The organism is Flavobacterium amniphilum (assembly GCF_023634845.1).
Taxonomy (GTDB): Bacteria; Bacteroidota; Bacteroidia; order Flavobacteriales; family Flavobacteriaceae; genus Flavobacterium; species Flavobacterium amniphilum.
On sequence record NZ_JAMLJL010000019.1, the window covers coordinates 56,888 to 70,147 of the forward strand.

Consider the following 13,260-nt stretch of genomic DNA (forward strand, 5'->3'; position numbering starts at 1 on the left):
CTTTCAATTTAATTGGTTTCCCAAACGATAAAACAGTAATCGTTATAGGTTTGTGTTGTGTGTTCCGGCAATGTTATCGCTTCGGTAAATAACGGGCAATTCATCACCATGGTATGGAATTCACCATTTTCGCCACAAGGATCAATTCCTTTTGCTTCTAATTCTTCAGCCAGTTCCAATGTCATGATTTTACCCAGATAAGCTTCTCCCATTTGGACATTACAGGATACAATCATGGTTTGTATGCCTCCCTCAATCATTTCTTTGACCAATGCTACCCTATCCTGTTGCCACAACGGTAAAATTGCTTCCAATCCGGCTGCTTTACATACCTTTTCCTCCCAATCCCTGTGTGGTTGCAAATCAATATCTCCGAAAACAGCTGCATCCAGACCATAATTCTTTTTCAGCTTTTGTAAGGCCTCAATAAACTTGGATTCATAATCATTCCAGGTAGCCGGAATTGTCTCAATGGGCAGATTCATTTTTGCTGCCTGCTGTTTCAAAATGTACAGTGGTAATCCGTGGGAGCGTGAAACCTTTCCGTTTTCATTCATCATATTGAGTAGCACCTTCGGTTTTAAGCCCGAGGCAACTGCTTTCATCATAGCGTAGCAGGAATCCTTTCCGCCACTCCAGGAAGTCATAAAATTCATTTCCTTATTTTATTTTAACCGGAATCCCGGAAACCATCAATACCACTTCATCTGCATTTTTAGCCAGATATTGATTCATCCAGCCCTGCAATTCAGTGAATTTACGTCCGATGTGCGTTTCGGCGTGTACACCCATTCCTATTTCGTTTGTAATGATAATAACAGTTGCATTTTCCTGTTGGACCAAAGCATCAAATTCGGCTTTAGCCTGTTCAAGACTTAAGGCCACATCATTTTTGGTATCCACAAAAAAATTGGTTAGCCACAACGTCACACAATCGACGATTGTTACTTTACCCGAGAAGTCTATCTCACTCAGGAGCTTTTCATTTTCGACATTGATCCAGCGTTCATCCCTTTCAGCCTGATGGCGGTCAATCCTTTTCTGGAAGTCGCCGTCCCATTTTCTGGCCGTCGCCACATATATTGGATTTGATGAAAGTTTCAGGGCCAAATCCTGAGCGTAACTGCTTTTTCCGGAGCGTTCCCCTCCTGTTATCAGATAAATCATTATAGTAAGTCTTTGTATTAATACGGACAATGTCTGCAACCATTCTTACAGCAATGTCCCCTTTTTAAATGAAACCAAGGTTTAAAAACATATTTGCCGTTTTCCAGGTAATAATCGATTCCTTCGATGAGATTATTCGTTTGAGGTAAATCCTTGGCTTTATTGTCTGGTGCTGATTCGGGAGTAAGGGTTTGGACATATTCCTCAATCTTAACCGAGCAGGCTTCTTTAAAACATTCCGGACACAAACAATCGATCACATCAGAAGGAGCAAAAATGGGCGGAAAATCATTACACCAGCATCTACTGACAGCCAAAGTATCCCCGCAATTAAACTCGGTTTTACAGGTCGAACATTTTTTAACACGAATGGTATTCATGCCGTAAAGATAGTGTTTGTCGATTTTTGGACTAAAAAAGAATCCGAATTTTTTTGCAAATTCTTTTACCTTTGCGGGAAATAAACACAAACTAATGAAGACTTTTCTCTATAAAGCCCTTTTTATTTCCTTTTTTGCAGTAACGGTTGGATGCAAACAAAACGAAAAAACAGAAACCGTAAAAACTATTGCTTCGGAAGAAGTAATTCAATATGCCAGCGGACTTTCCATTCACAAATATTCCGGTTATTCGGTAGTAAAAGTGACCAACCCGTGGCCGGATGCCAACAGGGATTTTACTTATGTCCTTCAGGAGAAGAATACAGTTATCCCGGACAGTTTACAACAATACACGACCATACCGGTTCCGTTAAAATCGATCGTAGTGACTTCCACAACCAATGTACCTTTCCTTGAAATGCTGGGCGTGGAAAACAAGTTGGTTGGCTTCCCGCATACCGATTATATCTCATCTGTAAAAACAAGAGCGCTAATTGACAAAGGCATTGTTAAGAACGTGGGACAGAATGAGCGTTTGAACATGGAAAAACTGATTGACCTTTCACCTGAGTTAATTGTTACTTTCGGGGTTGACAACAGTAACCCAATGATCAAGAACCTGGAAAAAAGCGGTTTAAAAGTGATGATACAGGGCGATTGGATGGAACAATCCCCATTAGGTAAAGCAGAATGGTTAAAGTTATATGCTGCTTTATTCGGAAAGGAAAAAGAAGCGGATCAGTTATTTGATACTATCGTAAAAGAATACAATGAAGCTTTATCATCGGTAAAAGGCAAACAGGCAAAAGCAACCGTTTTATACGGGAACATGTATCAGGACCAATGGTTTGTAGCCAAAGGCAACAGTTGGGTAGCCCAATTCCTGAAAGACGCCAAGTCCAATTATTTATGGGCCGATGTGGAAGGAACCGGAAGTTTAGGCTTGCCATTCGAAAAGGTATTGGAAAAAGCCAAAAATGCCGATATCTGGATAGCAGCCGGGACATTCAGGACCTTAAATGATTTAGCGGCCAGCAATACCCATTACAGTCAGTTTGATGCCTTCGGGAAAAAGAATGTATACACTTTTGAAAGCAAATTAGGCGCAACCGGCGGAACCATTTACTATGAAATGGCACCCAGCCGTCCTGATTTAGTATTAAAAGATTACATTAAGATATTCCACCCTGATCTGTTACCTGATTATACACTAACCTTTGCAGAAAAACTGAAGTAAATTGGCAAACCAGAAACGAAATACCTTATTATTCCTGTTACTTGGCTTAGGACTTATACTGCTTTTACTGGTGAACATCAGTTTTGGTTCGGTAACAATACCGTTCAAAGATGTGGTGAACAGTTTAACCGGCGGACAGGCCAGTAAGTCTACCTGGGAATACATCATTATCAATTACCGTTTACCCAAAGCCATTACCGCTATATTAGTAGGCATGGGACTATCCGTGAGTGGTTTACTGATGCAGACCTTATTCCGGAATCCACTGGCAGGTCCCGATGTATTGGGGTTAAGTTCCGGGGCCAGTTTAAGTGTTGCCTTTGTGATATTAGGAGCCGGGTTATTACCTCCGTTTCTGAATCGTATTTTAGTATCTTCATACGGAATTGTAATAGCCTCCACATTAGGGAGTTTTGCTGTTTTATTATTGGTATTGGTTGTTTCACAGAAACTGCGTGACACCATGGCTATTTTAGTTGTTGGACTTATGTTCGGGAGTTTTACCAGTGCAATTGTGGGTATTCTGACCTTTTTCAGTTCGGTGGAGCAATTGCAGAAATTTACCTTCTGGTCATTGGGGAATCTAGGAAACCTTTCCTGGCTTTCCATATGCATACTGGCTGTTTCGGTGTGTATAGGCTTACTGATGAGCCTATTGTGCATTAAACCGTTAAATGCTTTGTTGTTGGGTGAAAATTATGCCCGCAGTTTAGGTTTGGATTTCAAAAAGACCCGATTGATTATCATATTTGCCACGAGTATTTTAGCCGGTAGTATTACTGCTTTTGCAGGACCGATTGCCTTTGTGGGATTAGCAGTACCCCATTTAGCCAAGTTACTTTTCCAGACCAGTAACCATTATATTTTATATTGGAGCACCTTATTAATCGGGGCCGGAATTATGCTCATTTGTGATGTGATTTCACAAATGCCCGGCATGGAAATCACCCTGCCCATCAATGCCATTACTTCGATCTTCGGGGCGCCGGTTGTGGTTTGGCTGTTAATCAGAAAACGGAAAATAGTGAACTAGTCATGAAGAAAGTATTGTATACCCAAAACCTCAGCATAGGCTACCGCACTAAAAAAGGAGACACGGTCATAGCCGAAAACCTGAACCTCGATTTCCATGAAGGGAAACTGATTACACTGATTGGCGCCAACGGAATTGGAAAATCTACCCTGTTGCGTACCATCACCGGGATACAAAAACCATTGGCCGGCGAGGTTTTCCTGAATGATAAAAACATCATCACTTACCCCCTTTCCGAATTAGCCCAAAACCTGAGTGTGGTACTGACCGAGAAATTACCGCCCAGCAACCTGACCGTTTATGAGTTGGTTTCATTAGGCAGGCAGCCGTACACCAACTGGGTGGGTAAACTCGCTCCGGAAGACATGGAAAAAACCATCAATGCCATTGAAATGACCAACATTGCTGAAATTGGCCATAAAAAGCACCATGAAATCAGTGACGGGCAGTTACAGAAAGTATTGGTCGCAAGAGCATTGGCACAGGACACCCCATTGATTATACTCGATGAACCTACCACCCATCTTGATTTACACCACAAGGTTTCATTATTCAAATTATTGAAGCGTTTATCAAAGGAAATGGGGAAATGCATTCTGTTTTCTACCCATGATATTGATCTGGCCATCCAATTAAGTGATGAAATGATCGTCATGACCAAAAACAATATTGTTCAGGACGATCCCTGTAAACTAATTGAAAGCGGAATCTTCAATACCCTTTTTGATGATGAGGACATTACCTTTGATGCTGATAAAGGGAAGTTCCTGTTCAAATAAACTTTTACCTGTTATACCCATAACAACACCTGCCCTTTCTGTTTTTTACTGAGCTAAATATTAACATTTGAATTTCTGTTTCAAAAGAATTTTCTTATAGTTTTGCGGATTCAGAAATTTAAAGAAAAAGACATGAAAAAATTATTCGGATTATTAGCGGTATTCACATTGTTGCTAACCGGTTGTTCATCTGACGGCGAAGGATCAGGCAGTGAATCCGCAACGTATTTAAAATTTGGCAACTATATATAAAATTACACAGGATAAATTTTTATTTGTGTAATTAAGTTCTTAACTTTGATGTATCATTAATTGATACAGAGATGATTAACAAGGACTATAAATCAATTTTAGATATCGTGAAAGATTTTCCAAATGAACAGTCATGCATTGATCATTTGGAAATTTTGCGTTGGAATGGCAATGTAATAAGTCCATTCGATTCTTCATCCAAAATATATAAGTGTAAAAATAACAAATATCGTTGTAAAAACACCGGGAAATATTTTAATGTTAAAACTAATACCATTTTTGACAACACTAAATTGGAGTTGCAAAAATGGTTTTTAGCTATATGGATAGTGACTTCTCATAAAAAAGGGATTTCTTCTTTACAATTATCCCGAGATTTAAACATTACCCAAAAAAGTGCATGGTTTATGTTACAGCGAATAAGAAATTGTTTTGGGGTTGACGATAACGATAATTATCCTCTAGATGGGATTATAGAGGCTGATGAAACATTTGTTGGAGGAAAGAATAAAAACCGACATCATGATAAAAAGGTTGAACAATGCCAGGGTAGAAGTTATAAAGATAAAACACCAGTGCTTGGCTTACTTCAGAGAAATGGAATAGTAAAAGCCTTTGTAATAGATAATACTCAGTCTAAAACAATACAACCAATCATCAAGAAAAATGTAATTTATCATAGCGTTTTAATATCAGATGAATGGCATGGTTACAGAGGATTAGAAAAAATATATGACCATCATTTTGTTGATCATGGTAAACGGCAATATGTTAATTTTGAAAACAACGAAATACACAGTAACAGTATAGAAGGATTTTGGGGGATACTAAAAAGAGGCTACAACGGAATTTATAATTGGTGGTCCAGAAAACACATGCAAAAATATGTTGATGAATTTGTGTTCAGATTCAATAGCAGAAAAATGCCTGAATATGACAGATTCAATATGTTTTTAGGCAGAATAGAAAATCGTATAACTTATAAAGAATTGATTCAATGAAAAAAAACGTTATATCTCATGAGGGCGAAATAAAATTAGGAGAAGGAGGATTATCTATTCCTTGTTATGTGTTACAAGACGGAACGCGTATATTATCAGGAAGAGGAATGCAGGATGCTTTGAAATTGGTTAGTGAAGGTGACAGAACATCGGGACAATTATCAAAATTTATAAGCCAAAAATCTCTTAGTCCCTTTATTTTAAAGGAAGAAACCATCGGGATAGATTCAATAGAATGTTATAAAGGGAATCAAAAAATAAACGGATATGAAGCTACGGCTTTAGTTGATATTTGTGATGGGATGTTAGAGGCTCGTAAACATATAAAACTAACCGATAGGCAAAATATGGTAGCCGATCAATGTGAAATGCTTGTAAGATCGTTTGCAAAGGTTGGTATTATTGCTTTAGTTGATGAGGCTACTGGGTATCAGTATGACAGGGAAAGGTTTGAATTACAGAAAATTTTAAATGCATACATATCAGATGAAATTGTTAAATGGCAATTGACATTTACGGATGATTTTTATAAACAAGTATATCGTCTATGGGGACTGCCATTTATTCCTAAGTATATCAAAAATAAACCCTCTTTTATTGGAAGTTTAACTACTAAGTATATTTATGAGCAAATGCCAGAAGGTATTCTGGATAAAATAAAGGAGAAAACTGGTAAAACTTTAAAAGGTAATTGGAGATATAAATGGCATCAAAATTTAACTCCTGAAATAGGGCGGGAGCATTTAAAAAAACAAATAATTGAGGTCACTTTATTAATGGAAATATCAAAGGATAAAAAAACTTTTGAAAAACTATTTAAAGAGAAATATAATAAAGACCCTCAATTAAAACTGTTTGACGAAGAAGATTTAGAAAAAGTAAATTTATCTGATTTCAATAAGAATCTTAAGAAAGGATTAGATTGGAATCCAAAAGAAAATAAGCAATAGATTATTATATTTGTTGCAGTAAAATAAAATATTAGCGTTAGCTATTATCGTGGTATTCGGAATCTGGACAATTTCAATTACGCCAAGTGATAATAAGACTATGCTCATGCCTAGGCGTGGGTGTAACTTATCTTGGCGTAGGGTTTGTCCAGAACCTCGAATTCAGGTATGGTTATAAACCCACGCTTTTTTTGTGTATTAACTTCACTTTGGGTTTAAGTGTCTAAATCTTAAACCTTATGGAAATAATCATTTTTATTGTGGTAGTAATATGGGCATTTATTTCTTCTATAAACTTTAAGAGATTAGGGTGGAAATTAGGATCTGTTTGGAAGTTTATATTATATAATACAAATAAAATCTTTTCTTATATGAGGAGAAATCCAATATATCTACTAATCATAATATTGCCTTTATATTGGTGTTTTAATTTTTTCAATAGAAATATTATTGGAAAATGGAATATAGAATTAATAATGAATGATGATTATGTAACAATATCAAAAGGAACTGTTGAATTTAGTAAAGATGGTCTTTTTATAATCAAGCCTAAAGATAGATATTCTCCAAAAGTCTTTAAATGGAAATACATCTCTAATGATTCAATATATATTGAAGACTCTGGCAAGTTTAAATATTATTTTGAAGGCAGCAACTTAAAATTAAAATCTGCAAAAAATAATGATTACATAGATTATATGTATCTTTCAAAACTGAAAAAATAAACAAACCCCTGATTATAATTAAACAGAGGTTCAGTTTATGTAAACTTATATATAGTTACCTAAAATTTAAAGTCGGAGGTCAAAGCTACAACTACGAGCCACAAACCCTAACCAGCTCAAAAACATTAGTAGATGGTTATACCGGCAATGGCAATACATTAAAACGAATTTCTTTATGGATGCCCAATGAAGTGACTACAGGTACCTATTCGATTACTGACACTCCATCAAATTTAGACACTTACAACGCAAGTTATTCTTCTGAAGGCGAGTCAATATATATTGATGGGACATCTGGAACCATTACCATTACATCGGTTACGGAAGATTATGTAAAAGGAACATTTTCTTTCAGTGGTGACAATGGAGGAACAACAGTGAATATTACCAATGGTGAATTCAAAGCTGACAGATCATTTTAATTCCCAAAAAAAAAAGGCTGACAATGTTTTGTCAGCCTTTTTTTATTGTTTATAACAATCTTTTGTAACTTTAGGTTCGTCAAAAAACAAAGTCATGAAAGCAAAATCTTTTCTCTCCACAATTATTACAATTCTATCAATAATGACAACACAAGCCCAGTTAAAACCCATAGCCTATTCTGACGGTGAACAAAAACTGGAAGGACAATTGGCACAACCCAAAAAGGAACTTAAAAATAAAGCCGGCGTCTTATTGCTTCCGGCCTGGATGGGGATAGACGACAATGCCAAAGAGAATGCTTCTGAACTGGCGAAATTAGGCTATATCACCTTTGTTGCCGACATATACGGTGTGGATAAAAGACCAAAAGACACTAAAGAAGCCGGTCAACAGGCCGGATACTATAAAACCAATTATGCCGAATACCAAAAACGGATTCAATTAGCTCTTGACCAACTTGTAAAAGCGGGTGCCAATCCGGATAAGATAGCCGTAATCGGGTATTGTTTCGGGGGATCAGGTGCAATTGAGGCAGCCCGTGGCAATATGAAAGTCCAAGGTATTGTTTCTTTTCATGGCGGATTAGGGAGAGATGCTACCCGTACCATTTCACCTATCACTCCCAAAGTACTGGTTTTACACGGTGCCGATGATTTCTTTGTTCCCGAAGCGGATATCAAAGCCTTTCAGGAGGAAATGAATAAGGCTAAAGCCGACTGGCAGATGGTGTATTATGCGGATGCCGTTCATGCTTTCACACACAAAAACGCAGGCAGTAACAAAGCATCCGGGGTTGCTTATAATGAAAAAGCAGCGAAACGTTCGTGGGAAGCCATGAAAGCTTTCTTTGCCGAGATCCTGAACTAGAACAGATACGGAATCTTCTTGTTGATTTTATCCAGTATCCACCAAAACAGGATTGCCGTCAGACAGACCAAGAAGTATTTTACTACTATGATGCCGAATGTTTTTTGTGGCAGGAATTCGCTGACCAACCGTATGGCATACGGGTGTGTGAGGTAAATTCCCAACGAAAGCGTGGAACTTACTGTGCCGGTTGTGACTGATTTGGCTTGATGGGCAATATGAAAGGTAAGCATACTCAACAGCGGCAGTACGATCAGGAAATCCATGGCTTTTACTTTGAAGGCATAGTACAGACCAACTTCAACGAAGAGTACAATCCATAAAGGGATATAGAAAGACTTTAGTTTTGAAACAGCCCGTTTCCAGGATTCATACAATGTTCCGATGAGCAGCATTGGCAAGGCAAAGAACAGGTAATTGCGGCTGGTTCCCATCAATTCATATACAAACTGGACATTCAGGTAGCGGTGCAGCAAATCTGCCTGGATTGCGATCTGGAAAACGTACCCGATGGTGAGTAAAATGGTTACGATTGTCCATTTGGTTTTCAGTGAGCAGTTCCGTACTGTGTATAACAATCCGACTGCCAATACCGTGGCCAGTAAGTACCATAAATGCCAGTAACCGTATACCAGTTTGAGAATCATGCCTGTTTGTTTGAACCATCCCAATCTATAAGCATGCAGTAAATCAGGGAGGTACAATATTTGCCAGACCACATACAACAACAGGATTCGTTTGGCATACTTCCATAAATAGACTGTATCGTTGAGTTTATTCCGCAGGAAATAACCTGAAATCAAAAAGAAGGTGGGTACGGCTATACGGGTTATCCCGCTGGCTATTTCGTATGATATTAATCCCTCTAAACCTTTTAGTTTTGTGACCGGGAACATGTGCAGGGCCACAACCAGAAAGGCCATAATGATTTTTAAGATGTCGATGTTGTTGTTACGCATGGGGCAAAAATAATCTTTTTAGTAATTTTTATATCAGAAAGAGTTTACTACTTACACAATGCTTCTTCTTTTTACGCCACCTCGAGTGTTTTCGTAACGAAGTGGAGAAAATGTATTGAGAGGCTTTTTTCCTCATCCCTTTTGCAAAGGGATACGGCTTATTTCTTTTCTTTTGCCTTGATGTCTCGTCTAAGGCCGAGACACGCAGAAACCTCGTCTAGGGCCGAGGCACAGCAAAAAATCAAGTCTTGGACTCTCGGCGTTCCATTTTCCTTTTGAATCCTAAAAGAAAAGAACTCACCCTTCGGGTTCAGACAGCTTTTCTTTTTACGGATTCTGCAAGGAATGGAACCTCGCCTGCGAGTCCTAAGCCGGGGTTTATCGTATGTCTTTGACGGGAGGGAAAACTACTAAATCTCAGATAGCGCTGATTTGAATTGCTTACGTCTCCTCGTCTCGTTATCTATAACGAGATTTTGGAACGAAGTGAAGAAAAATGTATCGAGAGGTTGTTTCTTTAAGGTTCTCGATACAATTTTACCTCCACGATGTTACGCTAAAATCACTCGAACTGACGAGAGACTCAAACAGCTTTCGATGCTTCGCAATCCCAATGACTTTGTGTGGCAGGTGAAACAATACATCGAGCAGTAAGGAATTTTATACGAGTAGTAAGCATAATTCATCGTGCGGAAGCAATAATTCATCGTGCGTTTGGCAATATTGACCGTGCGGAAGCAATAATTTACCGTGCGTTTGGTAATATTTACCGTGCGGAAGCGATAATTTACCGTGCGTTTGATAATATTGACTGTGCGGAAGCGATAATTTACCGTGCGTTTGATAATATTGACCGTGCGGAAGCGATAATTTATCGTGCGTTTGATAATATTGACCGTGCGGAAGCGATAATTTATCGTGCGTTTGATAATATTGACCGTGCGGAAGCGATAATTTACCGTGCAGTACCAACGGTTCACAAAATGGCATAAAAAAACCTTGCAACAGAGAGGAAAAATCCAAATGCTGCAAGGTTTTTATTTGAATAGGTTACATTATTCTGCTATGTTTCTGAATTTTATGGCGTTTACCTGTTTGAATTCAATGCTGTTTGCGCCGTAGGCTGATTTGACGTATTTTTTAATTTCCAGTGCGATATCCACTAATCCGTTACTGTCTTCGTAAAGGGTTTTGTTTCGGGCATTTCTGGCATTACGAATTATTGCATGGGCAATGGAGACATCGTTGTTTCTTTCGAGGAGTTCGCTTTGTTTTGCAGTAAGTGTCTCGATTTTGAGTTCGTTTTCATTGGGATTATAGCTTTCTTCGGATTCCAATACGGTGATTAAATTCCTGAAATGCTGGATGCGCAGGTCGTACGACTGTTGGCTCGCGCTTATGGTTACCGGAGCGGGGTCGTTTTCATTTACCTGTTTCACGACGGCAGATGCTCTTTGTCCCTGGAGTTTGCGGTTGAATCCTTTGGCATCGTCGACCATTTGTTTGGGTGCATCGGTTACGGCCAGTGCATTGACTAATCTTGTCGAAAGCTTTTTCAGGTTTTCAAAGGCAATGAACCGATTGTTGACGGCATTGTTGTATTGTGTGTTTTTTACCGAAACGCTTGTGAGGCTTGTTTGTGCATTTGTTGCGATGGTGTTGAGATTGGGGATTTTAAGGCTGGCTCTTGCCGGATTGTAGTCGGCGCCATAGCTGCTGACTAAGTTTACCAGGTCTTTGAAGTTGGCGACATTTTTTGAATGTCCTGTTTCTGAATTTGTTTTCATGATTAAAATATTTTGATCGTTGATTACGTAACGTCTCTCGTTACGCTTTTACATTTGAAGGAATTGACTTACAAATGGTGTGCCATTTTTTTTAAATTGTTCGATTGTCCGATTATTGGATTGTGGCTTCGGCTCCGCTCAGCCACCGATTTAACTACCATGAATATTGGGTTTTACGGGAATCCGCAAGGATTTAAGGGGGAAAGTGGGGAGATTTGTGGCTTCGATACTTCGACAGGCTCAGTAACCAAGCTCAGCCACCGTAATGAAAATTCAGTAGAAATATGTAGTGGTATTTATTTATACTACTACATTCTATGATGTATAATTATCATATTAATCTTTAGAACCCCTCAAAAAAATTACTTTAAGATCATTATTTTAGGTTAATTTTTATATTTGTGTTTATATAAGCCATTAATTATGAATTGGAAAGCCAAAATCTTACTGCATAAAGGAGCACCTCGTATTGCTGTTTATTTCGATAAAAGTCCTGTATTAATTTCGCAAATTAAAACTTTTGAAGATGCCCGTTGGAGTCCAAGCAAAAAGTATTGGCATTTGCCTGATACAGAAACCAACCGATTGTTATTCCAACTCCCATTGGCTCACACTTTAGCTCTCAATTCTGAGGGAATTGTTAGCATAAAAGCATTTGAAAGACATCTATTGTCAAAGCGTTACAGTCAGAATACAATTACGACTTATTGTGGTGCTTTAAAATCATTTTTAATTTTTTTCAATACAAAAGCTTTAAAAGACATCACAAATGATGATGTTATTTTATACAATAACGAATACATTTTAAAGAATAATTTATCCATATCCTATCAAAATCAGATTGTAAATGCTATAAAATTATATTTTAAAATTATATTTTAAAATTATTAATGACGTAACAATTGACATTGACAAAATACATCGTCCAAAAAGGGAAAAAAGACTACCAAATATTTTAAGTAAAGAAGAAATAAAAGCAATACTTACTGTGCACAGCAATATAAAACACCGGATGATGCTCAGTATGATTTATTCCTGTGGTTTGCGATGTGGAGAGTTATTAGCGCTACAACCTATCCATATTGATTCAAAACGCAACATCGTACTGTTAAAAAATGCAAAAGGAAAAAAAGACAGAATTGTACCTTTGAGTCAAAAAATACTAATAATGTTAAGGGAATACTATTTGATGTATAAGCCTAAGGTATTTTTATTTGAGGGACAAAACCAAGGGATGCCTTATGATTCCAGAAGCTTGCAACAGGTCTTAAAGCAGGCCTTAAAAAAAGCAGCAATAACCAAACCTGTTACTTTACATTGGTTGAGACACAGTTATGCTACACATTTACTGGAAAGCGGAACAGATTTAAGATATATCCAAGAACTACTTGGACATAATAGCAGTAAGACTACTGAAATTTACACCCATGTAAGTACAAAAAGTATTCAGTTAATAAAAAGTCCTTTTGATGAATTATAAACTATTTTATCTATTTTTGAAAAGCGCTACTAAATAGCGTATATACATCTCACAGTGTATGGATATGCGCTATTTTGTAGCGTGTATATATTAGTTATGGGCTATGTTAACAGAAAACAGAAGACATATTATTTTAAAAGACAGAAAATCAATAAATGAAAATATATTCAGCAATACAAATTGGAGATTATCATCAAAATAATTGTGAAGACAATTTGTA

Annotated in this window: 16 protein-coding genes; 10 read left to right on the forward strand and 6 right to left on the reverse strand. The window is 37.6% G+C overall.

What is annotated here, in order from left to right; all coding sequences use genetic code 11:
• Positions 1-8 precede the first annotated feature (8 nt).
• The 3 genes from NAT51_RS17035 to NAT51_RS17045 are packed head-to-tail and all read right to left on the reverse strand — an operon-like array spanning position 9 to position 1,547.
• Positions 9-656 (reverse strand): Dph6-related ATP pyrophosphatase, encoded by a 648-nt coding sequence (locus tag NAT51_RS17035; protein ID WP_250600839.1) that lies wholly within the window; start codon positions 654-656, stop codon positions 9-11.
• Between the two features lie 4 nt (positions 657-660).
• Positions 661-1,167: a bifunctional adenosylcobinamide kinase/adenosylcobinamide-phosphate guanylyltransferase gene (gene cobU, locus NAT51_RS17040; RefSeq protein ID WP_250600841.1), complete on the reverse strand. Its 507-nt coding sequence runs from the start codon at positions 1,165-1,167 to the stop codon at positions 661-663.
• A 17-nt stretch (positions 1,168-1,184) separates the two neighbouring features.
• Positions 1,185-1,547: a DUF5522 domain-containing protein gene (locus NAT51_RS17045; RefSeq protein ID WP_250600843.1), complete on the reverse strand. Its 363-nt coding sequence runs from the start codon at positions 1,545-1,547 to the stop codon at positions 1,185-1,187.
• A gap of 94 nt (positions 1,548-1,641) precedes the next feature.
• Here NAT51_RS17045 and NAT51_RS17050 point away from each other — a divergent pair, with 94 nt between their 5' ends.
• The 8 genes from NAT51_RS17050 to NAT51_RS17085 all read left to right on the forward strand — a co-directional run bounded on the left by NAT51_RS17050 (position 1,642) and on the right by NAT51_RS17085 (position 8,814).
• Positions 1,642-2,784: an ABC transporter substrate-binding protein gene (locus tag NAT51_RS17050; protein ID WP_250600845.1), complete on the forward strand. Its 1,143-nt coding sequence runs from the start codon at positions 1,642-1,644 to the stop codon at positions 2,782-2,784.
• Between the two features lies 1 nt (position 2,785).
• Positions 2,786-3,817, forward strand: a complete 1,032-nt coding sequence (locus NAT51_RS17055; protein ID WP_250600847.1) for an iron ABC transporter permease — start codon at positions 2,786-2,788, stop codon at positions 3,815-3,817.
• A 2-nt stretch (positions 3,818-3,819) separates the two neighbouring features.
• Positions 3,820-4,596 (forward strand): ABC transporter ATP-binding protein, encoded by a 777-nt coding sequence (locus NAT51_RS17060; protein ID WP_250600849.1) that lies wholly within the window; start codon positions 3,820-3,822, stop codon positions 4,594-4,596.
• Between the two features lie 323 nt (positions 4,597-4,919).
• A complete protein-coding gene (locus tag NAT51_RS17065) occupies positions 4,920-5,849 on the forward strand; it encodes an IS1595 family transposase (RefSeq protein WP_250600851.1) in 930 nt (309 codons plus the stop codon).
• On the forward strand, positions 5,846-6,799 hold the full coding sequence (locus NAT51_RS17070) for a P63C domain-containing protein (RefSeq protein ID WP_250600853.1): 954 nt from the start codon (positions 5,846-5,848) through the stop codon (positions 6,797-6,799). The genes NAT51_RS17065 and NAT51_RS17070 overlap by 4 nt, the downstream gene beginning before the upstream one ends.
• 239 nt (positions 6,800-7,038) lie before the next feature.
• Positions 7,039-7,524, forward strand: a complete 486-nt coding sequence (locus NAT51_RS17075; protein ID WP_250600855.1) for a hypothetical protein — start codon at positions 7,039-7,041, stop codon at positions 7,522-7,524.
• A 47-nt stretch (positions 7,525-7,571) separates the two neighbouring features.
• Entirely contained in the window at positions 7,572-7,946 is a 375-nt protein-coding gene (locus NAT51_RS19705) for a DUF6252 family protein (protein WP_317245662.1), read from the forward strand.
• Positions 7,947-8,040: 94 nt separating this feature from the next.
• Positions 8,041-8,814: a dienelactone hydrolase family protein gene (locus tag NAT51_RS17085; protein WP_250600856.1), complete on the forward strand. Its 774-nt coding sequence runs from the start codon at positions 8,041-8,043 to the stop codon at positions 8,812-8,814.
• On the opposite strand, the gene NAT51_RS17090 is transcribed toward NAT51_RS17085, so the two are convergent.
• From NAT51_RS17090 to NAT51_RS17100, 3 genes are all read right to left on the reverse strand, one after another.
• On the reverse strand, positions 8,811-9,773 hold the full coding sequence (locus tag NAT51_RS17090; protein WP_250600858.1) for an acyltransferase family protein: 963 nt from the start codon (positions 9,771-9,773) through the stop codon (positions 8,811-8,813). The genes NAT51_RS17085 and NAT51_RS17090 overlap by 4 nt on opposite strands.
• 660 nt (positions 9,774-10,433) lie before the next feature.
• Positions 10,434-10,763 carry a hypothetical protein gene (locus tag NAT51_RS17095; protein ID WP_250600859.1) on the reverse strand — a complete coding sequence of 110 codons (330 nt, stop codon included), beginning with the start codon at positions 10,761-10,763 and terminating at the stop codon, positions 10,434-10,436.
• Between the two features lie 65 nt (positions 10,764-10,828).
• Positions 10,829-11,560, reverse strand: coding sequence for a hypothetical protein (locus NAT51_RS17100; RefSeq protein WP_250600861.1), 732 nt, complete (start codon positions 11,558-11,560; stop codon positions 10,829-10,831).
• Positions 11,561-11,983: 423 nt separating this feature from the next.
• Between NAT51_RS17100 and NAT51_RS17105 the strand changes: the two genes are divergently transcribed.
• Both NAT51_RS17105 and NAT51_RS17110 read left to right on the forward strand, forming a co-directional pair.
• Positions 11,984-12,442, forward strand: coding sequence for a phage integrase N-terminal SAM-like domain-containing protein (locus NAT51_RS17105; RefSeq protein WP_250600863.1), 459 nt, complete (start codon positions 11,984-11,986; stop codon positions 12,440-12,442).
• A gap of 133 nt (positions 12,443-12,575) precedes the next feature.
• A complete protein-coding gene (locus NAT51_RS17110) occupies positions 12,576-13,040 on the forward strand; it encodes a tyrosine-type recombinase/integrase (RefSeq protein WP_317245664.1) in 465 nt (154 codons plus the stop codon).
• Positions 13,041-13,260 lie beyond the last annotated feature (220 nt).

What these genes read in the sequence shown, in the direction of transcription:
- NAT51_RS17085 (WP_250600856.1), top strand. Translation starts at nt 8,041, where the DNA reads ATGAAAGCAAAATCTTTTCTCTCCACAATTATTACAATTCTATCAATA.
- NAT51_RS17050 (WP_250600845.1), top strand. Translation starts at nt 1,642, where the DNA reads ATGAAGACTTTTCTCTATAAAGCCCTTTTTATTTCCTTTTTTGCAGTA.
- cobU (WP_250600841.1), bottom strand. Translation starts at nt 1,167, where the DNA reads ATGATTTATCTGATAACAGGAGGGGAACGCTCCGGAAAAAGCAGTTAC.
- NAT51_RS17060 (WP_250600849.1), top strand. Translation starts at nt 3,820, where the DNA reads ATGAAGAAAGTATTGTATACCCAAAACCTCAGCATAGGCTACCGCACT.
- NAT51_RS17110 (WP_317245664.1), top strand. Translation starts at nt 12,576, where the DNA reads ATGCTCAGTATGATTTATTCCTGTGGTTTGCGATGTGGAGAGTTATTA.
- NAT51_RS17090 (WP_250600858.1), bottom strand. Translation starts at nt 9,773, where the DNA reads ATGCGTAACAACAACATCGACATCTTAAAAATCATTATGGCCTTTCTG.
- NAT51_RS17045 (WP_250600843.1), bottom strand. Translation starts at nt 1,547, where the DNA reads ATGAATACCATTCGTGTTAAAAAATGTTCGACCTGTAAAACCGAGTTT.
- NAT51_RS17100 (WP_250600861.1), bottom strand. Translation starts at nt 11,560, where the DNA reads ATGAAAACAAATTCAGAAACAGGACATTCAAAAAATGTCGCCAACTTC.
- NAT51_RS17095 (WP_250600859.1), bottom strand. Translation starts at nt 10,763, where the DNA reads ATGCCATTTTGTGAACCGTTGGTACTGCACGGTAAATTATCGCTTCCG.
- NAT51_RS17035 (WP_250600839.1), bottom strand. Translation starts at nt 656, where the DNA reads ATGAATTTTATGACTTCCTGGAGTGGCGGAAAGGATTCCTGCTACGCT.
- NAT51_RS17070 (WP_250600853.1), top strand. Translation starts at nt 5,846, where the DNA reads ATGAAAAAAAACGTTATATCTCATGAGGGCGAAATAAAATTAGGAGAA.
- NAT51_RS17105 (WP_250600863.1), top strand. Translation starts at nt 11,984, where the DNA reads ATGAATTGGAAAGCCAAAATCTTACTGCATAAAGGAGCACCTCGTATT.
- NAT51_RS17075 (WP_250600855.1), top strand. Translation starts at nt 7,039, where the DNA reads ATGGAAATAATCATTTTTATTGTGGTAGTAATATGGGCATTTATTTCT.
- NAT51_RS17065 (WP_250600851.1), top strand. Translation starts at nt 4,920, where the DNA reads ATGATTAACAAGGACTATAAATCAATTTTAGATATCGTGAAAGATTTT.